Here is a 25,759-nt window from a genome sequence, read left to right on the forward strand (position 1 = left end):
GGTTCTTGGCGAGCTATTGCTTCTCTGCCGGCGGCAATGGCGGAGGAGGCTCAGCGCCCTGAGCGAGCGAGGTTCCCCGGTTACGCAGCTCCTTGGCGTTCTGCACCAGCAAGAGTACCCGCGGATCCTTGCGGTAGTTCGAGAACACCGAATCAGAGCCCATCTCCCTCAGCACATCGAACCCGGCCTCGCTGGCCTTCGTCAGATAGCGCAGCATCATCTGTTCGTCTCCGCGCTGCGCGTACAGTCGGGCCAGCTCAAAGGAGAAGCGCGCATGGTCTTCCGGCGACAGCATCCGCGTCGTCACACCCACGGTGCCGTGATGATTCAACATCTCCGGGTCGAGCTTCAGCGCGATGTCATACTCCTTCCGCGCGTTCTCGAAGTCTTTCTTGTCGAAGTAAGCTGTCCCGAGGTTGGAGTGATACGTCGACGAGGTCTTGTCCAGCTTGATCGCTCGCTTGTAGTTGCTGATCGCGTTTCCGTAACGGCCTGTCAGGTATTCGATCGCTCCCAGATTGTTCCACCCCTCCGGGTTCTTCTTCTGCACCTTCACCACTCGCTGAAAGTAGGCGCGCGCCTGTGCGACATTTCGCAGCTCAAGCTGCGTGACGCCCATCTTGTTCAGCAGGTGCGCCTCTTCGCCGCCGCGACGCAGGGCGTAGTTGTAATAGTCCAGCGCATCTTCAAGAAAGCGCCGCGCGCGAAGCACATCGGCAGCGGACTCCAACTGGGCCGCGGTCGCAACTCCGGGATCGGGAAGATGGGCGCGAATGGACTCCCACACTGGATTCTGATGATCGAGAGCACGAGCTTCCTCGTGGCTCAACCCGGTCCTCTGCGCAGATGCGGGCACGCCAAACATCAGAAAAGTTACGAGGAAGACTGGAAGGATGGAGGAGCGGACGTATCGGCCCATGGCATACCTCCGAGAGGTACGAACACATCATCCACCTTACGTCAACCACTGTCAAACAACTCCGTCACGCGGAAACCTCCATTTCACTGCGCGGCGGTTGCCGTCGATACCGCTGGGGGTGCCGGGGCAGGGGATTGCACCCGCAGTGCGAGCCGGGGGAAGCTGAAGCTCCCTCCCGCATCGTCGATCACATTCACCTGGCAGACGTAGGTTCCAGGTTTGAGCTGCGACAAAGGCACGTCGAACTGAAACGCCACTGCTCCGCGCTCGGGCACGTTGATCGCCTCGGCCGAAACCAGCGGAGTCTCATACACCTTCACCCCTCCGCTCAGGAACTCGATGCTGGTCAGCACCTTGACCGTTCCCGATGGCCGGCGGGTCAGCCCGGGCGACGCTGCCGGCGCCGGACCCTCGGTCTTCACGCGAGCCGGATCATAGACCTCGTACAGGAAGTAGATGTGCTGATCCTGCCGGAAGACGTGCGGTACGTTCGGGATCCACTCCACGCCGTCCCGCACCAGCGGATTCACCGTCTTCTTCGCGGCACTCGCCGCCTGCTGGCTCGACAGCACAATCGAGCTCAGCTTCAACGGAATCTTCTTGAGATCAGGAACCTGTAGGTCAGTCTCGAAGCTTCCCATTCGGCCTGTCTCGTTCTCCCGCACCACAAACTTCAGGTGATAGCGCCCGGGAGCCAGCGTAAAGCCCGTCGAGTACTGGATGTTCTTCCGCTCCACCTGCTGGGCTGAGTTCAGCGCAAGCTTCACTGTGTCGCGAACATTCCCCACCGCGATGCCTTGTGCATTCTTCGCCTGACCAAGCACGTCGATGTTCGCCTTGTCGCGGTCGCCATTCTTCACAAACGGAATCTGCGACCCCGGCACGATCAGTGAGACCGGGACGAAGAACCGATTATCCTCCTGTCGGAAGTAAAGCGCCTGCAGGTAGATTGCGACATCGGTCGCCGGCAGCCCGCTCTGCATCTGCTCGTTCAACGCCTGCTCGCGGTCCTGAGTCTTCTGGTGCTGGAAGTCGGCCGGAGCGTAGTAGCCTGGGCGATACTCCAGCTTCACATCGTTGCGGTTCAGCTTCACCGTCAGCCGCCGATAGCTTCCGTCGCGCGCCGTGTTGGTCGAACGGAACCCGATGATGTAATACGCCTCGGTATCGTGCTGAATCTGCTGAAACGCAGGAGCAAAGTCATTGGAGTCGAAGAAGGCCTTGCCGCCCGTGTCGCTCGAAAGCGTCGCCAGAACCTCCTGCGAGCCGAAGTTCGCATCCAACTGGCTCTGCATCGCACCGCCGCTGTAGGCCGCGGTGCCACGCAAGCTCCCCTTCGAGGCATCGCCCACAGGAGGCAGTGCCTGCAGTCCGCGGGAATCGACGCTGTAGATCGCCATGTTCGCCCGCACGGCAGCATTCGTCGCCGCGCGCATACTTGCCTGGTTTTCAATGCCCTGCCGGGTCAGTCCGCCGGAGAAGTAAAGCAGGCTCTTGCGCTGATCCACACGCTCCAGGCTCTTGGCGATCGTTCGAATTGCATACAGCTCGCGGTCCGTATTCAGCGCGTTGTACTCGGAGTCGTCGGCTGTAAAGCTCGACGCATCGTCCGATGTTCCGCCCGAGTTTCCGCCCTCATTGCCATTGGCAAAGCCCGTGCCTTCGGTTCCGTTATACCGCGCCACACCCTTCAGCAGCGCGGCCTTGTCTGCGGTGAAGTCCTGGTCCATGCTCAGCGCGGTCGACATGCTCACCAGCGCAACGAGATCGGCTGGCTGCATCTTCTTGTTGATGTAGTCCTGCGCGGCCTCGACCGCGCGATCGATGTCCTCCGGCTGCATGCTGCTCAGGTCGAAGAACATCACGATCAGCCTATGATCCTTCAACTGCGACGGATCGGCGGCGAAGTTGCGATTCACCAGATCGGCGACCGAAGGCGTCTTGCCGCTGACCGTGGCGTTCTCCTTGAGCGCCACTGCCTCATCGACGCTCTGGTAGTCGAAGCTCGAGAGCTTCTGCGGCTTTCCGTTCTCAAAGATCGTGAAGTCGCTCGCCTTGAGCCCCTTCACCACCTCGCCCGTCTTCTTGTCGCGCACCACGACATTCGTCAGTACGATTTCGCTCTGCACCTTCAGGGTAAAAGTGCCGTCTCCCGCGTCCTGTTGCGCCACGGCCGTACGCAACCCTGGCGCGCCCGCCATCGCCACCACCAGAATCGCCGCCGTCAATCGCTTGATCATGCTCTGCCTGCCATTCGTTTAGAACCGGTACCGCGCCATGAATGTGATCCGCCGCATCGGCGCCGCCGACGTCACCTGTCCGAAGGTGCGCGAGTTCAGCGTCGCATCGATGCCCGAGTACTGAACCGTATTGAAGACGTTGTTGGCCGTGATCCTCGCCTCGAAGGACCGCGTCTCGCCGAGCGAAACCGTCTTCGCCAGCGAGCCATCCACCGCCACCGTCCCCGGCCCCTCGATCGATCCGCGCGAGGCCGTGCCGAATACATTCGCTGGAGTAGTAAATGCTGCCGCATTGAACCAGTTCAGAATCGTTCCCGCGCCGTGGATCGGCTGCGAGAAGTCCCGATCCGGCCGCAGCGAGTTGTTCGTTCCCGTAGCCGTCTCCGCTACCGTCGCGACATAGTGCGGCGTGTAGTACGTGCCAGTCGCAAAGGTGAAGTCACCGGAGAGCGAAAATCCATCCAGTGCCTTCGACCAGAAGCCGCCCTTCGACAGATAAGCACGATTCGGCCCGAAGGGAAGTTCAAGTACCCAGTTGCCCGTAACCTTGTGGCGTATGTCGAACGCGCTGTTGCCCTCTTCGGCAGCCAGGTTCTTATCGTTCTGCGCCGGCACCGCAATCGAGCCACCGATCGACGAGGCGTTGTCGATCGAGTGGCCATACTGATACGTCGCCTGCAGCGAGACGCCCTTCTGCATCCGCTTCCTCGCGTTGATGCTCAGCGCATTGAACCGCGAGAATCCCAGCGAGTCTTCGTAATTGAAGGGCTGCGCCGTCGGGTTCAACACGCTCGCAGCCGTGCGGTTCGGCGCGCGAACGATATCGAGGTCGCCGCCTTTCGCTCCGTTGTAGCCGATGTTCAGCACCACGCCCATCGGAAGCGACCGCTGTATGTCGAGATTCCAGACCTGCACATTGCCTAGCCGGTAGTTCAGATTCACGCTGTAGTTGTTCTGCACCGCCGCAGTGGAGCAGTTGAAGGCGTTCGCCAGCGCGAGCACGCCGCAGCCCTGTCGGTTCGCTATGTTTGTCTGCGTCACCGCAAACGGCGGCTGAAACGCAAGCTGCCGCGCGAAGCTTCCGAACTGCTGCGTGTTGTAGTTGATCCCGTACCCGCCACGCACCACCGTCTCCTTGAACACCCTTCCCTTCGGCCGGTATGCAAAGCCGAAGCGTGGCGAGAACATCGTCCTGTCGGGATTCACCAGCGAGCGCGGAAACGTGCTTCCACTATACGGTCCTATCTGCCCCGGCTCCACGGTAGCCACCTGCGTGAAGTCCGCGTTGTGGTCCAGGTTCACCAGCCGGTCGTTCTTCTCCACGTAAGGAGAGAAGTACTCATAGCGAAGCCCGTAGTTCAGCGTGAGGTTCGGCAGAATCCTCCAGTCGTCGTTGACGTAGAGGTCCCATACGTTTGCGCGCAAGTAGCTCTTCTCAAGGCCCGCCTGCACCGCTGCCTGCTGCGGCAGGCCAAGCAGGAAGTCGGCGAATCCGTAGCCGCTCGCCGGCACCGGTCCTGTTCCCGCGTTCGCATGCTGCGTTGCGTACCCAGTAAAGGTGAACGCACCCAGCGGGCTCGCACCACTTTGCAGATTTCCCGGCGCCGTCAGGCTGTCGGCGTGCACACGGCGAAAATCCCCGCCAAAGCGAAAATTATGCTTCTTGTGGTTCCAACTCACGAAGTCCGAAAAGGAGATCGTCTGGTTAATCAGATCGCTCGGAGGCGTCTCGTTGAGTCCCGTCAGCCCGGTGAACGTCAGCGACGGAACGCCATAGTAGAACGGGTTGGACGCAATCGCAGCATTGCCCAGCAGCACGCCGGCGTCAGCTGCCGGATTCACAGTGCCATTCGTAAAGTAGTTCAGCGTCGTCGCGTGCGAGCGGTTCCACGTCACCGTCGCATTGTTCGTCAGCCTGCCATAGCCGATCGTGTATCCCGCCGAGACGTTATAGCCGTCCGAGGCCGTCGATCCGCCCAGCGGCAGAAAGATGTTTCTGTTGTCCGAGGCCGAGTGACTGTAGCTTCCGCCGAAGTTGATGTTCTGCCGCAGCGTCTTCGGCCCGTTGCTCTGCTGCTGGCCGCGTCCACCGCCACCTCCTCGTCCAAAGCCACCGAAGCCCATACCCGCATTCTGCCCAAAATTACGAACATAACGTCCCGTGGCGCTCAGAGAGTTCTGCCCCGCCGTCGTAATCGTCTGGTAGTTATACCCCTGCTCGCCGGTAGCCGGAATATTCGGAGTTGGATAAAACTTCAGCAGCGACGAAGCCTGCGGCGAGATGCGATTCGCGCAGATCACATTCAGCGTGCCGTTGCACTGAAACTGCTGCCCGGTCAGAGGATCGTAGAGCGGCAGGCTCAGTTGCGAGAAGTCGCCGTCCCGCTCTGCAGCCGTCGGCACCGTGCCATATAGGTTCTGCGGCGTCGTGTTCCGCTGTCCCGTCACATTGAAAAACACAAACTGCTTTGTACTCGCCTTCAGCACGCCTGGAATAAACGGCGACCCCGCAAAGCTCATGCCAAAGCGATTCGAGCTGTACGCCGGCTTCACCACAGGAGCCCCCGTCAGCGAGAAGTTCGTCGCATCCAGCGCGCCGTTGCCGCCCTGATAGAAGATCGCTCCATGCGGCTGCGTCGGATTGAAGCCACCCCTGCCGCCTCGACCTCCTCCTCCGCGTACTCCAAACGCTCCTCCTCCACCACCGAATCCACCGCCTCCCGGTCCGCCTCCCATCATTCCACCCAGCATTCCGGCCACAGCATTGGCCACATCGCCCGCCGCGCCGCCCTGCTGCCGCGCCCGCGTCATCGCCTCCTGCACTCGCTCACGAATCTCGTCCTCGTTGAAGTTCGCAAGCCCATTCGTCTGTCCCATCTGCCCGCTCACCGCCACCGAATCGGTCGCCGCCGCGTCTCCGCCCAGCCCCGTCAGCGTCGGCATCTGCGCGCCCGCGTTGCCGCTTCCGGCGCTTGCATCCGCGAGATCGTTCACGCCGCCCGTCAGACTCAGCGACTGCACGCCGCGTCCCAACACTCCCGCCAGCGCGTTCGCTCCCTGCTGTGCCTGCTGTTGCTCCTGCTGCTGCACACGCGAGGCCAGCTGCATCGTGAAGTCGGCCACCTGCTCCGGCTTGCCGCCGTTCTCACCGGCCGAGTTGATCAGCACCTCTTTCGTCTCGCTGGCAAAGGCCGCAAGCTCCGCCTTCACTACGTACCGCCCGTTGCGCGGAATCGCCATCGCGAAGATGCCCGTCACATCGGTCGTCGTCGCATACTTCTTCCCGGTAAGCGTATTGGTCGCCGTCACGGCAACGCCGGGCAGAGGAACTGCACCCGCCTTCACCACGCCCTTAATCGTTCCGCCAGCAGGAGCCGCAGGCGCAGCAGGCGGCACAGCAGATTGCGCGGGCGCTGCCGGTGCCGCATCGGGCTGGGCTTGTGCCTGCGCCAGCCGCGCATTCACCAAACCAAAGAGCATAGCCCCAAACACCGCACGTCGAAACACTCTCTGCACAAGGACCTCGTTCCAAATCCTGCAAAAACCAACGCAGCCAGATCACACAATCGAACGCCGCTACTGCTTCGGAGTCTCAGCTCCCTGAGTCACTGCCGGAGCTGTAGTCCCCGCTTCGCCGCCGCGACGTCCTCCCCGCGGCCCCATCGCACCCGGAGGCATTACAGTCAGGTTCGTCGGAACAAACACACCATGCTTGATCGACCCCTGCCCGGCCACCACATCTCCCACATTCACATCGGCCAGTGTGATGCTCTCGCCGCCCCCGCTCGCGCCCGGCGCTGGTGTGGCGCTCCCTTGCTCAACGGCTACCGGCGATCCGCCACTCTCCATCACCATCGCTCCAGCACCTCTGCGGCCGCCTTTGCGAAACGAGGTCGTCTCGTCCACCTCGATCACCTGGCTCACGTTATCCGGGCGCTGCACCGTGATCTTTACATCGTCGATCGCCGTCACCTTGCCCGTGATGTAGGTCTTCCCCAGATCCTCGCGCAGCTTCTTCACCTGTTCGGCGTCCATCACCGCGACGAACAGCGCATGCACTGTCTTCTTCGGAGCATCCAGCTCACCCATGGCGCCTACGCCATCACCCACCTTCACATCCTCGGGCTTCACAGGCTGGCGATTCTTCATCACTCGCGTGTTCGGCGTGATGGCGACCTCATAGACATCGCCCGCGTCGGTCTTGATCGTGAGGTGATCTGCCGCGGCGGCTGTTACTGTTCCGCGAATCATCCTCCCGCCGCCCATCGCCATCTCGCCGCGCCCCGGACCCTCCTGCGCGGCCGCCGTTCTCAACCCCGCCAACACCAATACAGCCAACAAATACCGTGCCAGTCCCGTTCTCATTTTGTTCCCGCCTTGCAATCCGGAATCTGTGTGATACAGACGCGGTTCGCCACTGAAAGACGCTGTTGCTGCCTAAAAAAGTCCCGTTCTCCACGCCCTTTCAGCATGTGGAACTACACTTAACTCATGCACCAAATCGCCGGCAGACCCCAAAGTCTCGACGTTACTCATGCACACGGTCATCCCCCTCACGGCCACATCCCGCATATCGAAGGACACTTCGAGTCCGGTCCCACCGTTCGCGACATCGTCATCGGCCTGTCGGATGGACTGACCGTTCCCTTCGCTCTCGCCGCCGGTCTCTCCGGAGCCATCGCCTCCTCACGCATCGTCGTCCTCGCCGGCCTCGCCGAGATCGCAGCCGGCTCCATCGCCATGGGCCTCGGCGGTTATCTCGCCGCCCGCGGCGACGCCGAACACTATGTCTCAGAAAAACAAAGAGAGCAGCGCGAGATCGTCGAACGCACACGCGACGAGGAGGAGGAGATCTACGAGATCTTCGAGCAGTACTCCGTCCCGCGGTCCAGCGCCGCGTCCGTGCTCGAGTCTCTCAAACAGAACCCTGCCGCTTGGGTCGACTTCATGATGCGCTTCGAGCTCGGCCTCGAGGAGCCAGCCGCCAACCGCGCTCACCGCTCGGCCCTCACCATCGCCTTCTCCTACGTCGCAGGCGGGTTCATCCCTCTGCTCCCGTACATGCTCGTCTCCGACAACATGATCGCCCTCAAGCTTTCGGTCGTCATCACGCTGATTGCGCTCGGCATCTTCGGTGCGCTCAAGGGAAGAATCGTCGGAACCGGCTGGCTCCGCAGCGCCTCGCAGACCGTGCTCATCGGCGGAATCGCCGCCGCTGCCGCCTATCTCTTGGCGCGTCTGCTCAACGGCAACCACGCGTAAGATAAAACGAAGACCGACGATCGGTGTCAGACGGGAAGGGAAGTCGCAGCAGTCTATCCTTGGGGCAATAAAGCAACAGAACCCTCTGCATGCCCATCCCATACAACACCGAGTGAGAAGACAAACATGGCCCTCTCCGCTGAAACTGCCGCCTCCTCCCTGCTCGCGCGTTACAAGACCGTCCGTAACGCCACCACGGCCCTCTGTCGCCCTCTGTCGCCCGAAGACATGATGGTGCAGTCCTGTCCCGAAGCCAGCCCCGTCAAATGGCACCTCGCCCACACCAGCTGGTTCTTCGAGACATTCGTCCTTTCCGAGTTCCTCGCCGGCTACACGCCCTTCCACCCCGACTTCCGCTGGCTCTTCAACAGCTACTACAACACGCTCGGCGACATGCCCGAGAAGAAGCTCCGCTCCTCCTTCTCCCGCCCCCCGCTCGAGCTCATCCTCGCCTACCGGACTCACGTCGACTCCGCCATCGAGCGCCTCCTCCAGCATCAGGCCGAAGACGATGCCGCCCGCCGCATCGCCCTCGGCATCGAGCACGAGCAGCAGCACCAGGAGCTCATCGCCACCGACATCAAGCACGCCCTCTTCACCAACCCGCTTCACCCCGCCTACATCGAGCGCAACCGGCAGCCGTCCGATTCCACTGCCATCGCCCCGCCTCTCGACTGGCTTACCTTCTCTCCTGGCCTCACCGAGATCGGCGTCACCCCGGACCCCACCGCCATCGACGCCTTCGCCTTCGACAACGAAACCCCACGCCACCCCGTCTACATCGCCCCCTTCCGTCTCGCTACGCGCCTCGTCACTTGCGCCGAGTACCTCGCCTTCATCGACCAGAACGGCTACAACCGCCCCGAGCTCTGGCTCTCCGAGGGCTGGACCACCATGCGCGCCGAAGGCTGGCAGGCTCCGCTCTACTGGCATCGCGACAACGAGACCCGCTCCGACTGGTGCCTCTACACCCTTCGTGGCTTCGTTCCCCTCGAAGACCTCTCCGAAACGCCCGTCTGTCACCTCAGCTTCTTCGAGGCAGACGCCTACGCCCGCTGGGCCGGCCATCGCCTCCCCACCGAGTTCGAATGGGAGTACGCCGCCTCCCAGCTCGGCATCCTACGCAAAGACCACTCATCCCAGCCCACAACGCTGCTTACCTACCCGCCGCCCGCGCGCAAGACCGACGCCGTCGCAGCCACCCAGGCCAACCTGCTGGAGACCGGCAACCTCCATCCCACAATCGCCAGCCCGCTGCCCGGCCTGCAGCAGATCTACGGCGACGCCTGGGAGTGGACCGCCAGCCCCTACACCGGCTACCCCGGCTACATGCCGCTGCCCGGAGCCCTCGGCGAGTACAACGGCAAGTTCATGAGCTCACAGATGGTCCTTCGCGGAGGCTCCTGCGTCACGCCCGCAACCCATATCCGCTCCACCTATCGCAACTTCTTCTCGCCCGCCACCCGTTGGCAGTTCTCCGGAGTCCGCCTCGCGCAGGATGCGCCAAAATAGCGCACGCTACTTCGGTGTCTTCTGCGGCCCCACCCACAGGATCATGTCTTCGAGCATCCTGTTCTGCACGTCGCTCGTGAAGATCCTGTCCCCGTGGCCAATATTCGTGTAAAGCATGCGATAGCGCGTGTTCGTCCACGTCACCGGAAGATCGCCGCCCTTGATCACGTCCTTCATTCCGATGGGATAGTTGGAGGGCGCAAGCGTCAGCAGCACCTTCACGTCCTTGTTCTCGCGCGGCGAAGGCTTCCAGTTGTACCACTCGTTCGCCGGCGAGACGAAGCTCTTCGGGACATGCTGCATCGCAGGATGACTCGGATCATCGACAATCAACGTCGCCGGCAGCGGAGGCCAGTTGTTCCCATAGAAGACTCCGCCTCCGAGAAACGAGACATACCACGGCCACTTCGTTCCGCGGTCGTTGTATGCCGCAATGTGAAAGCCCAGCCACCCGCCTCCATGCTCCATATACTGCTCGAAGGCCGAGCGTTGCGCAGGCGTATGCGGAAAGTCGTTCAGCCACACCACCAGGTCATAGTCCGCCAGCTTCGCGGCGTTCATATCCTCCCAGTTGGTCGTTGTGGCGAAGGTAAAGTGGTCCTGCTCTCCAGCGGCCCTGTAGAAGCGTATTGCGTCGTGCGCGAAGTCCACATGATCGTGTTCCACCTTCTCGGAGTAAAAAGCCAGCACGCGAAACCTCGGCTGCTGCTGGGCAAGCATCGGAATGGTCGCCGCCGCCACAAGAAGGATGAGCTGGAGAAGTCGCTTCATCGGCCCGCCGCCCACAGAAGCGCATTGTGAAAGATCGTTGTAAACGCGGTGTTGTGAAACAGCTCTCCATGGTGTCCCATGAAGATGTAAACGTTCCTCGCCTTCACGTGCTCGTTCGACCAGATCACCGGGTGATCGCCGCCCATCTTCACCGGAGAGTCCGGCGAGTAGCTGTCCTCATCCACGTTCGCCAGCACATGCACGTTCGGCCGCGGCGAGCGGTTCCACTGGTACCACTCCTCGTTCTCGATGGTGAAAGTGGCCGGCACGCCCTTCATCACTGGATGCGCCGTAGTCTCCACGTGGACGGTCGCGGTCGCAAACTTTGGGATGTAATTACTGAACCTGATATCTCCCATAAATCGCGAGAACCACGGCCACATCGGGAAGCCGTCAAATTCGCCCAGCAGCGTCGCATGGTGGAACCCCACCCACCCGATCGTGCCCTTCTCGATTGCCTCCGTGAAGGCCGCCGCCGCCTCAGGCGTCCAGTTGTACGGCGGATAGTTCAGCTGCACGAAGACCTGGTAGCGCGCCAGGTACGCTGCATTGATCTCTTTCGTATCCTCGATGTACTCGACCGTGAAGTGGTCGATCGCGGCCTGCTTGCCAAGCCATATCTTCGCTGCATCCACAAATGGCTGATGGATCCCCCCCTTCTCCGCAATCGCCAGGACGCGAAAGCTCGTCGCACTCTGTTGTGCCCAGGCCAGAGCTGCGGGCAGCATCGCCACAAAAAGGACAAAAAGATACCTTCGAAATCGACGCATGCGCTCTGACTTCCTGTAAGGAGAAGATGGCCTGCTAAAATCGTTCTCCATTGTAGACAAACGTTTGCTTCCGCCGTCAGAAATCATTCGCAACTGCTGAACTCGACCGTTGCATCAAGGATCCGATGCCCATGCCTAATCTCCGGACTAGCACGTCCTTTCACATTGCCGCATCGTTCACGCTGTCTGCCATCGCAACAGCCTTCAGTCTCCGCGCCCAGACCCCGGAGCCGCAGGTCAGCCTCATCAACCGCGACGCTGCCGTCTACAACCAGGCCACCGGCAAGGTCTACATCCTCGACGCCACCCACAACGCTGTCTCAGTCATCTCGCCCTCAAACGCCGCCGCCAGCGTCACCGTAGGCTCCGGCCCTGTCTCCATTGGCGCAAACAACCGCACCGGTATGGTCTACGTGGTCAACTCCAGCGAACACTCCGTCTCAGTCCTCGACGGCAGGACCGACAAAGTCGTCGCGACCATTCCCACGCCAGCGCGCTCCTACGCCGTTGCAGTGGACGAGGCCAACAACAAGATCTACGTCTCGAACATCTTCAGCAACATGGTCACCATCATCGACGGTGCAACCAATACTGCGTCCAACATCCCCGCAGGCTCCGCCGACGGCATCATCGTCGACAACGACCGCAGGCGCGTCTACCTGCTGCACTACGAGGACACCGTCGTCACCGAGTTCGATCCCGCCACTAGCGCCACCACCAAGATCCCCACCGGCGCACTGCACGAGTGGGGATTCCTCCGCGCCGGCAAGACCCTCTACGTCGGTCACGTGCAGGATGCAGACGTCGCCGCCATCGATCTCGAGACCCGCGCCATCCGAAAGCTCCCGACCGGAGCCATGCCCTGCGCGCTCGCTTACGACGCAAAGAAGGGCGAGCTCTACGTCGCCAGCTACGCCGCCGGAACCGTCACCATCTTCGAGAAAGACTCGGCCGTTGCGACCATTGAGGTGCCCGCCCACCCGCAGGCCATCGCGCTCGACTCGGAGAAGGCCCTGCTCTACGTTGCCAGCCCGCAGCAGAGCGCCGTCGCTGTCATCGATCTCAAAGCCCGGCGCGTTCTCAGGACCATCACCACCGCCGACCGCCCCTACGCCATCGCCATCAACCCCACGACACACGCCGTCTACACCGCCAACCTCGGCGACACTCCATTTACAACTCTCGGCAAACAATAGGGCGTTCCCTACTGACACCATACCGTCAGCAGATTGTGATTTTTCGTTACCCCCAGGGCGCAACTTGCATCCAATTTCGAGAAGCGGCCCTGGACCGCGCACTCCAAGAAGGGAAGCCCTCAAGGTGCCATTTACCCCCGCGGTCTCCGATGCCCCCGAAGCAACGCCCCAGGCAGTTCTTACCTCCGATGTCGTCGAGGCGGTAGCCTCCGAGGTCCGTGTCGGCCTTACCGCGACTGCCAAAACCCTCTCCCCCTGGCTCTTCTACGACGAGGAAGGCTCGCGTCTCTTCGAGCAGATCACCGAGCTGCCCGAGTACTACCTCACCCGCACCGAGCGCAGCCTCTTCACCGCTCACGCCGACGAGATCATCGCCCGCGCGTCCGAGCCCTCAGGCCGCGACCCCGCGCCGCTCCTTACCCTCATCGAGCTCGGCGCCGGAACCGCCACCAAGACCGGCATCCTGCTCGCTGCCGCCGTCCGCCGCCAGCGCACAGTCGTCTATCAGCCCGTCGATGTCTCCGTCACCGCGCTCGAGGCCGCTACAGAGAACATCCGCGCCAACATTCCCGGCGTCACCGTACGCTGTCAGGTTGCCGACTATACCTCGCAGCCGCTCCCGCTCAACCGCCTTCCCAACACGCGCACGCTCGCGCTCTACATCGGCTCCAGCATCGGCAACTTCTCCCCCGAGGACGCTCGCGGCGTTCTTCGTAACCTCCGCGCGCAACTGCTGCCTGGCGATCGGCTTCTCCTCGGCACCGACCTCGGCCCCAGCTCTCTGAAAAGCGTCGCCACCATCGAGGCCGCCTACAACGACCGCGCCGGCGTCACAGCGGCCTTCAATCGCAACGTGCTCTTCCGCCTCAATCGCGAGCTGGGTTCCGACTTCGATCCCAGGGCATTCACCCACCTCTCCCTCTGGAATGCAGCCGAATCGCGCATCGAGATGCATCTGGTCTCGCGCAGAGCCCAGCAGGTCCACATCCCCGCCAACTCCGCCGGTCCAGCACTCAGCTTCAACTTCGCATCCTGCGAGACCATCCACACCGAGAACAGCTACAAGTTCACGCCAGCCCGCGTCCGGCAACTCCTCGCCTCAGCCGGCTTCGAGCTCACCCACACATGGCAGGATGAACAGCGGCTCTTCGCCGTCAACCTAGCCACCGCGATCTAATCAAAGATTAAGAGATAAAGTTTGTCATTCCGACCGGAGCGGAGGAATCTGCTGTTTGCCCGCAGCGCCGCTGACTAAGGCGCGAGACCTACGACCGCCGCCACTCCCCGCTCTTGCCCCCGCTCTTGCTCACCAGCTCCACCTCGCGGATGCGGATGCCCTTATCCAGCGCCTTCGTCATGTCATACACCGTCAGCGCTGCAATCGAGGCCGCCACCATCGCCTCCATCTCCACTCCCGTGCCCGCAACGGTCGCCGCCGTCGCTTCAATCGCAACCCCGCCCTCGACCACTGTCGCCGTCACATCGACAAAGCTCAATGCAAGCGGATGGCACATCGGGATCAGCGACGAGGTCTGCTTGGCTCCCTGGATTCCCGCAAACCGCGCCACCTCGAGCGGATTGCCCTTCGGATTCTCCGGCAGCGCAGCCAGCGTCTCACTCGAAAGCTCGACGAACGCCCGTGCCCGAGCCTCGCGCCGCGTCGCGGCCTTCGCGCTCACGTCCACCATGTGGGCCTTGCCCTCTTCGTCGTAATGCGACAGCTTCGTCAACGAGCACGTCCCCGAGTGAGCGTAAACAGCACCGCCAGCTCCGCAACGACGGTACCGCCCATCATAACGCCCACCCCTGCCGACAGAGGATCGTTCCAGTCTCCAAAGACGTGCTGGTGACCGGGCGCGAAGAACAGCACGTACGCCAGCACAAGATTCGCAGCCAGCGCAATCAGCGACCAGTTTTCGTATTTGGACAAATGCCTCATGCTCTCCATGATACTGGCGCATTTGTGTCAGGGGTATTTACCGAAGAAGTACCGTGATCACGTCGCCCGCCTGGAACCGCTCAACCTCCTGCGGCAGAACGGCGTAGCAGTTCGAGCGCGCAAGCGCCGCCATATCGCCCGAGCCCTGCGACACCACCAGCTTCACCTCGGGCCGCGAGCGATTCGAAACCAGCCGAGCGGGAAGCACGCGCGTCAACTCAGGCCTGCCCTGCACCGCGTCCGCCAGCGTCGCCTGCACAAATCGCGGACCGTCGCCACCCGCTCCACGCATCGCCCCCAGCATCGGCTCCACAAAGCAGGCAAACGTCACCTGCGTCGAGACCGGATTGCCCGGAAGCCCAAAGAAGTACACCCCGCGCATCCCATCTCGCTCCGGAATCCGCCCGAAGACCGCCGGCTTGCCCGGCTGCAGCTTGACCCCGGTAAAGAAGAACTCCGCGCCCAGGCCCCGCAGCACCTCTTCGACAAGGTCAAACTCGCCCACCGAGACCCCACCCGACAGCAGCATCAGGTCCGCTGTGAGCGCCTGGAGAATCAGCGCCTCCAGCTCCTCACGCCGGTCCCGCGCAATCGGCAGCCGTTGCGGCGTACCTCCCGCCTGAGTCACCAGCGCACCCAGGCCGTAGCTGTTCGAGTTGCGAATCTGCTGCGGCCCCGGAGCATCATGCAAATCCACCAGTTCGTCGCCTGTAACCACAATCGAGACCGTCGGCCGCGCAAACACCTCCAGCATGCCGGCCCCGCACGCAGCGGCCAGCGCGATCGCGGCGGCGTCCATCTGCGTACCTGCTGGCAGCACCTCATCACCCGCTCGCGCCTCGGCCCCTCGGCACACGATATTCTCCCCGGCCGAGATCCTGCGGCCCTCGGCCAGCCGGATCGCCGGCTTATCGACGGTGCCACTCCGCTCCACATGCTCCACCATCACCACGGCATCTGCTCCCTCCGGCACGGGAGCCCCCGTCATGATCTCGATTGCACCGTCTCCCCGCAGAGCACCCTCCCACAGTGTCCCCGCTCGCACCTGTCCGGCCACAGCGAGCCACGTTCCCGCATCCACATCCGCGGCACGCACTGCAAAACCATCCCGCGTCGAGCGGTCGAACGGCGGCTGATCCCGATCCGTCGTAATCGGAACCGCGAGCACCCGCCCCACCGAAGCCTCGAGCGCTATCCGTTCCACCCTCGGCGTCCTCGCCCACGAGGCCTGCTGCAGCACAATCTCCAGCGCCTCATCGAAGCTCACCACCCGCTCGCCCCTCCCCACCCGTGCCTCGGCCTTCATCGCAACCTCCCCGAAAGCAAAGGCCCCGGCGCAACGCCGAGGCCTTCGTCTCTTGTATCCAGATCAACGAGCCTACTTCTTCTTGCCCGCCTTGTAGCTCGACTTGACCTCAGCTCCGATTCCGGCCAGGATGCCCTTCACCTCATCGGAACGCGGACCCTCCGGCACCAGCTCCAGGTACTCCTGGTAGGCCTCGACGCATCCCGGAGGAGCGACAATCTTCTGCGTCTTCGGATCGACCGTAGCCTTCGGGATCAGCGACTGCGCCTTGATGTAGTACGCATCGGCACGCTTCGGGTCGGCTGCGATCGCCTTATCGGCGGCCGCGGCGGCCTCATCCAGCTTGCCCGCGTTGTACAGCGTCGCGGCCTCGTTGTAGAAGTACATCCCTGCGTTAGCGGGCGCCGCCTTGGCGGCCTGCTCGTACGCGTCGGACGCTCCCTTGCCGTCGCCGCTCTTCGCCAGAGCCTGGCCGAGCTGGTTGTACGCAGCGGCGGCCGTCTCAGGATTCGGCTTCTTCGATACCGCATTCGCATCAGCGGCCTTCTTGTACGACGCAGCTGCATCGGCATACTTCGTCTGAATCGTCGCATCCACCGGCTTGCCGGCTGCCTTCGCGGCCTTTGCCGCAGCATCGGCCGAGCCCAGCTGCGCATCGCCCAGAGCTACCCACAGAATGCCCTCGTCCGGCTTCTGCGTGGTCGCCTGCTGCATGGCCGTAATCGCAGCGTCGTAGTTGCCCGCCTTGGTGTCCGTGCGCGCCTGCGTCAACAGCGCATTCAGGTTGGCGATCTTCTGGTTCGCCGCCGTCACCTCGCTGTTCTTTTTCTTGTACTCCTCCAGCTGCTTCTTCTCCTCCGGAGACATCTTGTCAATGTACTCCTTCCGGGTCATGTCGAAGTCCACCATGCGGTCCTCGCCAGCGGCGAAGTTCACGTTGTCTTGGAAATCGACGCTCTTGTCGGCCTGGAACACCACTACCAGGTAGCTGCCCGGTGCGATCCCCGAACCCTTGTAGCTGCCCGTCGCGTCGAGCGGGAAGGTGTACAAAAACTTCCGGTTCTTCTCCTCCGACGATCGGTCCTGGGTGAACCGAACTTCACCCGCGGTAACCGGCCCGCCCACCGCGTTGGTCACTTTTCCATGAACGCTAGCCGGCGCCGGCTGCGCCAATCCGGTCTGGGACGCCAGAGCAAGAATCAGCGCCAGGCATGCTCCCAGCCCTATGCTCCATGTTCTTCCGTTACGATTCATCACTTCCGTTCTCCTGTCTCAGATCTTGTCCGGCCCGCAACCCGGGCGCGGCTGAAGCTCAAAAAATCCTGTTTTCAAAGTTCCTGCGGCAAACTCGCTACCTGTTGGATGCCGCTCCAGAGCCGGCATAAGGTATGGGGTCAACAGCCCCGGACTCGCGAAACGCCCGCAGGCGCAGAACGCAGCTCTCGCAGACGCCGCACGCCTCCCGCTCGCCGGAATAGCATGACCAACTTACATGGAACGGAGCGCCAAGTTCAACTCCCAACCGCACGATCTCGCTCTTCCGCAGGTGGATCAGCGGCGTCTCCACACGGATATCGCCCTCCTTCGTCCCCCGCCGGATCAACTCGTTGAAGGCGTCATAATACACTGGCCGGCAGTCCGGATACCCCGAGCTGTCCTGCTCCACCGCCCCGATGAACACCCGTTTCGCGCCCACCACCTCCGCCCAGCTCACCGCCGCCGACAGAAAATGCGCATTGCGAAACGGAACGTACGTCACCGGAATCTCCGCCCCGATCTCCGCCTCCTCCGCCGGTGCGTCCGGCACGGCAATCGCAGCGTCGGTCAGCGCAGACCCCCCGATCCTCCGGAAAAGGTCCATCTTCAGCGGGATGAACTCCTTGGCCCCCGTCAGCCGCGCAATCTCCGTCGCGGCGGCTAGCTCCCGAGCCTCCGTTCGCTGCCCATAGCTGAAGTGCACCGCATACACGTCATAGTCCCGCGCAGCCAGTGCCGCGCACACCGTCGAATCCATCCCGCCCGAAAGGCATAGCACCGCCCGTGGCCTGGAACTCGTTTCTTTTGATTGAGCCGTCATCCCTCGTTATCCGATGCCTCTGCTTCACCCTCAGATGCGTCGCCCTCTTCCGCCGGAGTGCTCAGCAGCTCCCTCGCCGCCGCCTCGTCCCTGCGGTGAACCAGCAGCCGCGCCCGGAACGCCGCTCCCAGCAGGTTGTTGGCGTTCTCCCCCTGAAGAAAGCACTCCAGATTCGCCGACTCCAGCACGCCCTTTGCAATGTGCGCCTCTACCGGGTCGATAAACCGCGCCACAGTCACAAACTGCTCCGGGTCCAGCTCAGCCTTCGTCGTCAGGTCATCCATAGCCCGCCTCACTTCGTCTCATACGACTGCAGGTGGAAGGTGATCGTACCCCAGAACAGGCTCGCCCGTATCTGCACCGGCATATGTCGCGCGTCGTCCGTATACCAGATCCAGATACGCCCCCGGTTCTTCACAACTCCCTCATCGGCGGTCGGCTGTACCCGGATCGTCTGAAAGGTCCCCGCCGGAGTCTTGATCTCCTCCTTCGCCTCCACCTTCATTGTCACCGTCACGGTGCGCATCGAATCGGCCAGCGGAAACCGCACGCTCTGCCCCACCATCAGCGGCTGCGACGCCGCATAAAAGATCGCCGACAGCGAGTCCGTCACGCAAGCCGGAATCGACGCTGTCTGCTGCTTCGTCGTGCCCTTTACCAGGTTGCGCTCCACCAGCGCCTGTTTGCCCTGTCCGTAATCGAAGCTGAGGTCACTCGAGATCTTCCGCCGCCCCTCCTGTATCTGCTTCGAAAATCCGGTCGAGCAGCCCGTACGCGTGTCGAACCCCGACTGAAACTTGTCCACCACCGGAAACAGCATCGTCACTCCGCCGACTGTATCGGCGGTCGCCGTAATCTTCTGCACCCCGCCCTGCTGCTCCAGCTGAAACACGGCAAGCCCGGCCGTGAACACCCTCCAGTCCACCGTAAAGCTCAGCGTCTGCTTTGTAGGAAACGTATAGCCTGGATGCGGAGGCTCAAGCGTAGGAATCGTCACCGGCGCCGCGGGAGGGAAGAGACGCTGCGTCAGCGACTGCGCTCGCCCAGCGGCGCACATCAGCCACAAAGCTATCGGGAGAAAGAGAACCGTGGAACGTTTCGACAGAGGCAGCTCACAAAGGTTGGAATTGAATAGGTGACGACTGAGCCCGTGGAAAAGACCCTCAACCGTTCACCGCATCGCTTCAAGAACTTACTGAAAAACTCCCGCTATGTTAAGGGCAATTCCGCTGCCCGCAAAAAACTCTCGTTCACGCCTTTCGTCGCTCTCTATCGAAGCAGCAGGCGAACCGCCAGCACCGCATAGATCGCCACGGCGCCCATAAGGGCATTGTACTCGCGGTGGTGCAGGTATCTCTCCCGCGAAAACCTCCCCGGCTCCACATCGCTCTTCGCCGCCGTCAGCCGGGGCAGAAGCCGCGGAACCTTGCGCGCATACTCCTCAAACCCCGCAAAGTGCGACCGCAGATACTCCTCCTCCGAGAGAATCGTCGGAAGATAGATCGCCAGAAACAACGCCGCCAGCACCACAAAGATCACCCAGCTTCCCGCCGCCCAGGCAAACCCGAACGCAATCAACATCGACCCCAGGTACAGAGGATTGCGCGTATACGCATACGGCCCCGTCCGGGTCAGCTCCGCGTTCTTCTTCACATAGCCCGCCGCATAGCCCCGCAGCCAAACCCCCGGAACCACTAGCAGCAAACTCAGCGCCATCGTCTTCCACGTCGGCCGCGCCAGCCACAGAAACACGCCGGCAACAACAAATCCCAATGGCACGCGGATGCGCCGGGCAATGCGCTGCCAACTCGTTCGTTCACTCACTCATCTACCTTACCTCGTTCGGCCGCCACGATGTCTCCTTTGAAATACCAATGAGTTGTCATCCTGAGCGGAGCGCGCAGCGCGCAGTCGAAGGACCTGCATTTCGGCCGGGCCCCCGCTCAAAAGCTCGGCGAAGAGAAGGGCTACGCGCCCAGCAACTCCACCGCCGCCGCCACCACCTCATCCACCGTAATCTCCAACAACCCAGCCTCAGGCTCCTTCAACCTCCTGTGGTCTCGCCGCTCCGGCCCATGCCGCAGAACGCGCGACCGCGTCCTATACGGCCCATTGCGCGCCGGATCGGTCGGCCCGAACAGCGCCACCACCGGCCGCTCCAGCGCCGCCGCCAGATGCAGCGGCCCCGTGTCTCCCGCAATCACAAGGCTCGCCCGCCTCGTCAGCGCGATCAGCTGCGGCAAATCGCACGGAAACAGCGCGGCGAACCCCTCGCTCGACCCCTTCACAACCTCGGCCGTCGTATCGTCATCCGCCAGTGAGGCGTTCACCAGCACGCGATACCCCCGCCGCCCCAGCTCCGCCGCCACCACCCCATACCGCTCCGCAGGCCACTGCTTCGCCCCCCAGCCCGCGCCCGGAGCAATCAGCACAAACCTCTCCTCCGCGCCCAGCGTTCGCGACAGCAGCTCCGCGCAGGTCTCTTCGGCAAACTCATCCAGCGGCAACTCCACCGGAGCCGGCCGCAGAACCTCGCCCACCGCGCCTCCCAGCAGCTCACACCCCTGCTCCACCACATGCGCCGCGCCCATCGCCACCTGCTCGCCATAAAGCCAGCCCGCCGGAACCTCCCGTGGCTCTGCCGGCCCCGCCAACCGCCGCGCACCCCCCATCCGCCCGATCACCGCCGACCGCACCGACCCCTGCATATCCACGCACACGTCGAACTGCCCACCCCGCAGCTCCCTTCGCAGCGCAGCAATATCTCCTATCGTGCCTCGCGAAAACGGCCGCTCCTTCCACTCCCGCGTCGCGGCAAGATACACGCGGTCTACCAGCGGCATCCTGGCTCGCACCCCCACTGGAAAGGACCCGCCGTTCCTGGCCCACAGCAGCGGAGCCCACTTCGGCTCCACCACCCACCCGATAAACCACTCCGGATGAGCCCTCCGCAGCGCCGCCACCGACGGCATCGCGTGCAGCACATCCCCCATCGCGCCCACGCGCACAATCAGAACGCGCCGATATCGCCTCGAGTCTGTCAGAGAGTGGTCGCCCCTAGCCAAGCGCCTATTTTCTCACGCACGTCCAGCCCTCACGCACGTCCCAGCCCCTTGCGCCGGTCCAGCTGCCCCACCATCGCCACCAGCTGCGCCAGAGCCTCCTTCTCGTCCAACAGCTCCACGTTCAGCCGTGCGACGATCAGCGGTCCCACCGCCTCCAGATGGTCGCGCATCTCCGACGTAATCTTCACCGAGTCCTTCTCCGTCGTCACAAAGCCATTCGCGCCAATATGCCGAGCCCGCTCCAGCAGCCGCGCAATGTCGGGGTCCGCATACGGATGATGATCCGCGAACGCCACCGTCTCCACCGGCTCATAGCGCGAAGACGTCAGCATCTTCGTAAAGTTCCCCGGCCGAGCGATCCCGCAGAACGCCAGCGGAAGCGTCGGCAGCCGCTCCCCCAACTCGCCCAGCGTCAGCGAGCGCCGGATCTCCCACACCGCGAACTCATGGCCGCGCCCGCGCAGATCATCGAGCGTCCCCTTCAGCGCCGCCTCCTCTTCCTCCCGCACCACCACCACGTCGGCCTCGCCCACCGCCGCAATCGGCTCGCGCAGATTCCCCGCCGGCAGCAGCGTGTCCTCGACGTCCTCGCGCGTCAGCAGCACGATATTCACATCGCGTGCCAGCCTCAGATGCTGAAACCCATCGTCCAGCAGGTGAACCACGATCTTCTCGTCGTGCCGGTCCTGCTCCGCCAGCAGCCCCGCCTTGTAGCGATCCGCCCCCGCAAACACCGGGGCCCCCGAGCGCTGCGCCAGCAGCACCGGCTCGTCCCCATGCCATCCCGGATCGTCGTACGGCTCCACCCGCTCAATCAGCTCCGACGTCCGCCCATACCCGCGCGTCAGAATGCTCACCGCATATCCTCTCCTCCGCAGAATCCCCGCCAGCATCGCCACAAACGGCGTCTTCCCCGCGCCCCCCGCCGAGACACTCCCCACGCTGATCACCGGAGCCGGCAGCCGTCTCTGCCTCAGCCATCCCCACGCGTACATCCGCCGCTTCGCCGTCACTACCGCGCCGTACATCGGAGCCAGCGGCGCCAGCCACGGCCTCCGCGCGCTCATGCCCGTGCCTCTTTCACCAGACCCAGCAGAGCCTCCACCGTTCTCGCCGTTGCTCCCGCCTGCGCATCGAAGACCCTCCGCCCGCGCTCGCCCACAGCCCGGCCCTCCCCGCCGTCCTTGAGCAACTCCACGAGCGTCTCCGCCAGCCCCGACGGCTTCACCACACGAATCCCGTCGTCGGCCCGCATCGCCTCCACAATCTCGCGAAAGTTCTCGCTCGACTCCCCCATCACCACCGGAACCCCAAACCGAGCCGGCTCCAGAGGATTATGCCCGCCCGTCGCCACAAGGCTCCCACCCACAAACGCCGCCGTCCCCAGCGAGTACACCGAAGCCAGATCCCCAATCGTATCCAGCAGCACCACCCCACCCGGAGCAACCGCGCCCGCACCCTCGCGCAGCTCGCTCGCCCGCACCACCGCAAACCCGCTCTCGCTCACCAACGCCGCCACGACTTGAAACCTCTCCGGCCGCCGAGGAGCCAGCACCATCACTGCTCCCGGCGCAGCCTCCAGAACACGCGGCCAAGCCTCCAGCAACATCCTCTCCTCGCCCTCGAGCGTGCTCCCGGCCACCACGACCTTCGCCCCCCTTGGCAGACGCTCCGCCATTAGCTTCGTCATCACGCTCTCGCCCGCGGCCTTCACGTCATACTTCAGGTTGCCCGTGACTCGCACCCGCTCCGCGCGGGCCCCAATCCTCACCAGCCGCCGCGAATTCTCCTCGCTCTGCGCCAGAAACAGCGAGACCCGCTCCAGCAGCGGCCGCCACAGGCGCCTCAGCCGCAGATATCGCGGCAGCGACCTGTCCGAAACCCGCCCATTCACCACGGCAACCCGAACGCCCTGCTCCGCGCACACGTCCATCAGGTTCGGCCACAGCTCACTTTCCATCAGGATGATCAAATTAGGATGCAGAACCGAAACATAACGCCGTACCACGGACGCAAAATCCAGAGGCAAATAGAACACCGGCAAGCTGGCGAACCGCTCACGAGCCAGCCGCTGCCCCGTCTCAGTCGTAGTGGAGACGGCGATCACCCACTCCGGCAGCACGCGACCAAGCTCACGCACAAGTTCACTTGCCGCCATCACCTCGCCCACCGAGACCGCATGCAGCCACACCACACGCCGCCCCTTCACCGCCTCCTCGAGCCCCGCCGGAATCATCCCCAGCCGCCCCGCAAGCCCCGCGCGATACCGCCCGCTCGTCGCCATGCGAGCAAGCCACCACGGCGCTCCCAGCACCAGAACCGCCGCCAACAGCGCGCTATAGACCCCCAGAATCAACCCTCTCTTCCTCTCCCTTTACCAGCCCCACCAGCGAAGATCATAATCAACTTACCCATGAAGTCCTACCGGTCCCGTACCTTGCAGACATTACTTTTCGTTCTCGTCTCCCTCGGCCTCTTCGCCTCACCCGCCTTCGCCTCCGGCAAAAAGGCCCCGCCCGCGCGCGCCGCCAGCCAATACCCCGCCTTCGACTCCCACCCCGACGACCACGTCTCCATCGCCATCGACCCCTGCACCCGTCCCAACGACTGCGAGTTCTTCCGCCTCCCTTACATCCGCCACTCCTTCATCCCCGTCCGCGTCATCATCACCAACGAATCGGACACCTCGCTCGACCTCACCGAGGTCCGCATGCAGTTCATCTCCGCCAACAACGACAAGCTCCCCGCCGCCACCCTCGACGACCTCAACCGCCGCCTCTTCTCCCTCAAGGAGGCCAAGGGAACCAAGATCCCCCTTACCAGCATCCCCCTCCACCACGCCCCCGTCGACAAGAAGATCATCGCCGACGACGACGACTTCGGCTTCAAATCCACCACCATCGCGCCCCACTCCACCGAGGCAGGCTACCTCTTCTACGACATCAAAGACCTCGACGACGACTCCAACATCTCCCCCCTCAAAGGCGCCCAGATCTACGTCAAGATGATCCACACCGGCGCCGGCAAAGAGCTCTTCGCCTTCTCCATCCCCTTCAACAAAGCCCTCGCCGCGAATCCGTCCCCATCCCAGAAGGACTCGACGAAAAACTAATCTCTTCTCTCGATCGAACCCTAAAATTCAAAGTGTCATCCTGAGCGAAGCCTCTCGCATCGCGAGAGGCGCAGTCGAAGGATCTGCGTTTGCCTTCACCCGGCTAGACTGTCAAAGCATGGCAACCGACCAGACAACATCGTCTCTCCTCATCCGCGAAGCCACCCCCGCCGACGTCCCCGAGATCCTCGCCCTCATCCGCGACCTCGCCATCTACGAGCGCGAACCCAACGCCGTAGTCGCCACCGAAGCCGACCTCCTCCGCGACGGCTTCGGCGAAACAAAAGTCTTCTCTTGCCTTATTGCCGAGTGGGAAGGAAAACCCGCCGCCTTCGCCCTCTACTTCCCCTTCTACTCCACTTGGCGCGGCAACGCCGGCCTCCATCTCGAAGACCTCTTCGTCCGCGAAGAGTTCCGCCGCCGTGGAATCGCCAAAGCCCTCTTCGCCCGCCTAGCCCAGATCGCCCTCGCCCGCGGCGACCGCTTCCAGTGGCACGTGCTCGACTGGAACCGGCCCGCCATCGACTTCTACCAACGGATGGGAGCCCACATGCTCAACGAGTGGCGCATCATGCGAATCGACGGCGAAGCCCTGAAAGCTCTTGCGGACAACGATCCCCAATAGCCGTGCAAACTATCTGTTTACAAGCGCAATGGCACGCTCTTCGTCTGCTTCAAGTCGTGTGCCGGAACGGACCAGTATCTCCGAACCCTCCGCCAGCAAAACGCTATAGGGTTTCATCCTGTTCAGGCATGAAAAGCCCTCACCGTAGACGACGGAAAAGTCCACATCAACGGAATGACTCTTTACCTCATAGACATTCCATCGTGGATGTGAAACTTCGTATTCTGAGGTCCATCCTCCGCGTCGTGCCGTTTAGCCCCAATAGTGCTCTGTAATGAACTCTTCTTCGCTACCGTGTGGTACCGGTACGGCAGTCGATGAGGCAGTCGCCTGTAACTGGTGCCATCGGCCACCAATTCTCCATCCGTAGTTCACCGTGAGTTCTTCACCACTCCGTTTCCACTCATGCCGCATTGGCGCTGTGACATAAGGTTCCCCATAAATGTGTTCGGCTACCAGCTGTAACGCCCGCCGAGGCACAATCTCTCTGATAAACACGACGCCACGGCGATTGCCCCTTCGGACGTAGAACCGCAGGTTCACTTCTTCGAACTCCACGTGAAACGGCACGCGAAATCCGCGCAACCTTGTGTTCTGAAAAAGAAATCCAACCAGACTCACGTAACACCTGTCTTCGTACAGATCTAGTACCGTGCCGACAGGCAGATAAGGTGAAAGCAGATTTTCATCCACAACGTAGTTCGCCATCAAGAGCTGGCGCCACTCCGCCGAGAGAAATGTCGTTGTCTTCATCAGCGCCTCGCAAGAACGATCTATCCTGAGGGGTACCCCATTCGTGGCGCAGTCTCACCGCGCCCATGAATGGGCTTCGCAGGACGTTTGACCTCAAAACTTTGAGTCGACCCACTCTCTCAGCTAAACTCAAAAACGAAAAGGAGAAATCTCAGATGAGTTCCCACGAATCAGAGCCCTGGATCGACACCTGGTGGCCCGTCCTCGTCATC

General features: G+C 62.6%; 24 protein-coding genes. 6 read left to right on the forward strand and 18 right to left on the reverse strand.

Annotated elements, in window-relative coordinates:
- Positions 1–13: 13 nt before the first annotated feature.
- From Q363_RS34755 to Q363_RS34770, 4 genes are all read right to left on the reverse strand, one after another.
- Complete coding sequence (locus tag Q363_RS34755) at positions 14–919, reverse strand: tetratricopeptide repeat protein (protein ID WP_035359703.1); 906 nt, start codon at positions 917–919, stop codon at positions 14–16.
- Positions 920–1,002: 83 nt separating this feature from the next.
- Positions 1,003–3,159 (reverse strand): VWA domain-containing protein, encoded by a 2,157-nt coding sequence (locus tag Q363_RS34760; RefSeq protein WP_035359705.1) that lies wholly within the window; start codon positions 3,157–3,159, stop codon positions 1,003–1,005.
- A gap of 18 nt (positions 3,160–3,177) precedes the next feature.
- Positions 3,178–6,675 (reverse strand): TonB-dependent receptor, encoded by a 3,498-nt coding sequence (locus Q363_RS34765; protein ID WP_035359707.1) that lies wholly within the window; start codon positions 6,673–6,675, stop codon positions 3,178–3,180.
- Positions 6,676–6,735: 60 nt separating this feature from the next.
- On the reverse strand, positions 6,736–7,524 hold the full coding sequence (locus Q363_RS34770; RefSeq protein ID WP_157468274.1) for a hypothetical protein: 789 nt from the start codon (positions 7,522–7,524) through the stop codon (positions 6,736–6,738).
- A 126-nt stretch (positions 7,525–7,650) separates the two neighbouring features.
- On the opposite strand from Q363_RS34770, the gene Q363_RS34775 reads away from it, so the two are divergent.
- Both Q363_RS34775 and egtB read left to right on the forward strand, forming a co-directional pair.
- A complete protein-coding gene (locus Q363_RS34775; protein WP_084081058.1) occupies positions 7,651–8,421 on the forward strand; it encodes a VIT1/CCC1 transporter family protein in 771 nt (256 codons plus the stop codon).
- Between the two features lie 126 nt (positions 8,422–8,547).
- Positions 8,548–9,933 (forward strand): ergothioneine biosynthesis protein EgtB, encoded by a 1,386-nt coding sequence (egtB, locus tag Q363_RS34780; RefSeq protein ID WP_035359709.1) that lies wholly within the window; start codon positions 8,548–8,550, stop codon positions 9,931–9,933.
- A gap of 6 nt (positions 9,934–9,939) precedes the next feature.
- Here the strand turns inward: egtB and Q363_RS34785 are convergent, their stop codons facing one another.
- Together Q363_RS34785 and Q363_RS34790 are read right to left on the reverse strand one after the other, a co-directional pair.
- Positions 9,940–10,704, reverse strand: a complete 765-nt coding sequence (locus Q363_RS34785; protein WP_035359770.1) for a ThuA domain-containing protein — start codon at positions 10,702–10,704, stop codon at positions 9,940–9,942.
- Positions 10,701–11,474, reverse strand: coding sequence for a ThuA domain-containing protein (locus Q363_RS34790; protein ID WP_035359711.1), 774 nt, complete (start codon positions 11,472–11,474; stop codon positions 10,701–10,703). The genes Q363_RS34785 and Q363_RS34790 overlap by 4 nt, the downstream gene beginning before the upstream one ends.
- Before the next feature lie 131 nt (positions 11,475–11,605).
- On the opposite strand from Q363_RS34790, the gene Q363_RS45210 reads away from it, so the two are divergent.
- Positions 11,606–12,670, forward strand: coding sequence for a YncE family protein (locus tag Q363_RS45210; protein WP_051979773.1), 1,065 nt, complete (start codon positions 11,606–11,608; stop codon positions 12,668–12,670).
- Positions 12,671–12,794: 124 nt separating this feature from the next.
- On the forward strand, positions 12,795–13,847 hold the full coding sequence (gene egtD, locus Q363_RS34800; protein ID WP_035359713.1) for an L-histidine N(alpha)-methyltransferase: 1,053 nt from the start codon (positions 12,795–12,797) through the stop codon (positions 13,845–13,847).
- An 88-nt stretch (positions 13,848–13,935) separates the two neighbouring features.
- On the opposite strand, the gene moaC is transcribed toward egtD, so the two are convergent.
- The 11 genes from moaC to Q363_RS34855 all read right to left on the reverse strand — a co-directional run bounded on the left by moaC (position 13,936) and on the right by Q363_RS34855 (position 23,413).
- On the reverse strand, positions 13,936–14,400 hold the full coding sequence (gene moaC, locus Q363_RS34805) for a cyclic pyranopterin monophosphate synthase MoaC (RefSeq protein WP_035359715.1): 465 nt from the start codon (positions 14,398–14,400) through the stop codon (positions 13,936–13,938).
- The gene (locus Q363_RS34810; RefSeq protein ID WP_211256495.1) at positions 14,397–14,609 is read right to left on the reverse strand and encodes a hypothetical protein; all 213 of its coding nucleotides are present in this window, start codon (positions 14,607–14,609) and stop codon (positions 14,397–14,399) included. Before Q363_RS34810 ends, moaC begins: the two co-directional genes overlap by 4 nt.
- Before the next feature lie 37 nt (positions 14,610–14,646).
- On the reverse strand, positions 14,647–15,915 hold the full coding sequence (locus tag Q363_RS34815) for a molybdopterin molybdotransferase MoeA (protein WP_051979774.1): 1,269 nt from the start codon (positions 15,913–15,915) through the stop codon (positions 14,647–14,649).
- 72 nt (positions 15,916–15,987) lie between these two features.
- Positions 15,988–17,169, reverse strand: a complete 1,182-nt coding sequence (locus tag Q363_RS34820) for a tetratricopeptide repeat protein (RefSeq protein WP_035359719.1) — start codon at positions 17,167–17,169, stop codon at positions 15,988–15,990.
- 97 nt (positions 17,170–17,266) lie between these two features.
- Complete coding sequence (queC, locus tag Q363_RS34825) at positions 17,267–17,992, reverse strand: 7-cyano-7-deazaguanine synthase QueC (RefSeq protein WP_035359721.1); 726 nt, start codon at positions 17,990–17,992, stop codon at positions 17,267–17,269.
- Entirely contained in the window at positions 17,989–18,276 is a 288-nt protein-coding gene (locus tag Q363_RS34830) for a putative signal transducing protein (protein WP_035359722.1), read from the reverse strand. The genes queC and Q363_RS34830 overlap by 4 nt, the downstream gene beginning before the upstream one ends.
- 8 nt (positions 18,277–18,284) lie before the next feature.
- Positions 18,285–19,049, reverse strand: coding sequence for a DUF3108 domain-containing protein (locus Q363_RS34835; RefSeq protein WP_051979779.1), 765 nt, complete (start codon positions 19,047–19,049; stop codon positions 18,285–18,287).
- A gap of 212 nt (positions 19,050–19,261) precedes the next feature.
- Positions 19,262–19,816: a methyltransferase family protein gene (locus tag Q363_RS34840; protein ID WP_035359726.1), complete on the reverse strand. Its 555-nt coding sequence runs from the start codon at positions 19,814–19,816 to the stop codon at positions 19,262–19,264.
- A gap of 143 nt (positions 19,817–19,959) precedes the next feature.
- Positions 19,960–21,057, reverse strand: coding sequence for a glycosyltransferase family 9 protein (locus Q363_RS34845; RefSeq protein WP_245632674.1), 1,098 nt, complete (start codon positions 21,055–21,057; stop codon positions 19,960–19,962).
- 29 nt (positions 21,058–21,086) lie between these two features.
- Complete coding sequence (gene lpxK, locus Q363_RS37355; RefSeq protein WP_051979775.1) at positions 21,087–22,124, reverse strand: tetraacyldisaccharide 4'-kinase; 1,038 nt, start codon at positions 22,122–22,124, stop codon at positions 21,087–21,089.
- Positions 22,121–23,413, reverse strand: coding sequence for a 3-deoxy-D-manno-octulosonic acid transferase (locus Q363_RS34855; protein ID WP_035359728.1), 1,293 nt, complete (start codon positions 23,411–23,413; stop codon positions 22,121–22,123). Before Q363_RS34855 ends, lpxK begins: the two co-directional genes overlap by 4 nt.
- 57 nt (positions 23,414–23,470) lie before the next feature.
- On the opposite strand from Q363_RS34855, the gene Q363_RS34860 reads away from it, so the two are divergent.
- The gene (locus Q363_RS34860) at positions 23,471–24,169 is read left to right on the forward strand and encodes a hypothetical protein (RefSeq protein WP_035359730.1); all 699 of its coding nucleotides are present in this window, start codon (positions 23,471–23,473) and stop codon (positions 24,167–24,169) included.
- Positions 24,170–24,287: 118 nt separating this feature from the next.
- Positions 24,288–24,794 carry a GNAT family N-acetyltransferase gene (locus Q363_RS34865; RefSeq protein WP_035359731.1) on the forward strand — a complete coding sequence of 169 codons (507 nt, stop codon included), beginning with the start codon at positions 24,288–24,290 and terminating at the stop codon, positions 24,792–24,794.
- A 252-nt stretch (positions 24,795–25,046) separates the two neighbouring features.
- Here Q363_RS34865 and Q363_RS34870 read toward each other — a convergent pair whose 3' ends face one another.
- On the reverse strand, positions 25,047–25,547 hold the full coding sequence (locus Q363_RS34870; protein ID WP_342667488.1) for a YqjF family protein: 501 nt from the start codon (positions 25,545–25,547) through the stop codon (positions 25,047–25,049).
- Between the last annotated feature and the right edge of the window lie 212 nt (positions 25,548–25,759).

It is taken from the genome of Edaphobacter aggregans DSM 19364 (assembly GCF_000745965.1).
GTDB classification, from domain to species: Bacteria; Acidobacteriota; Terriglobia; order Terriglobales; family Acidobacteriaceae; genus Edaphobacter; species Edaphobacter aggregans.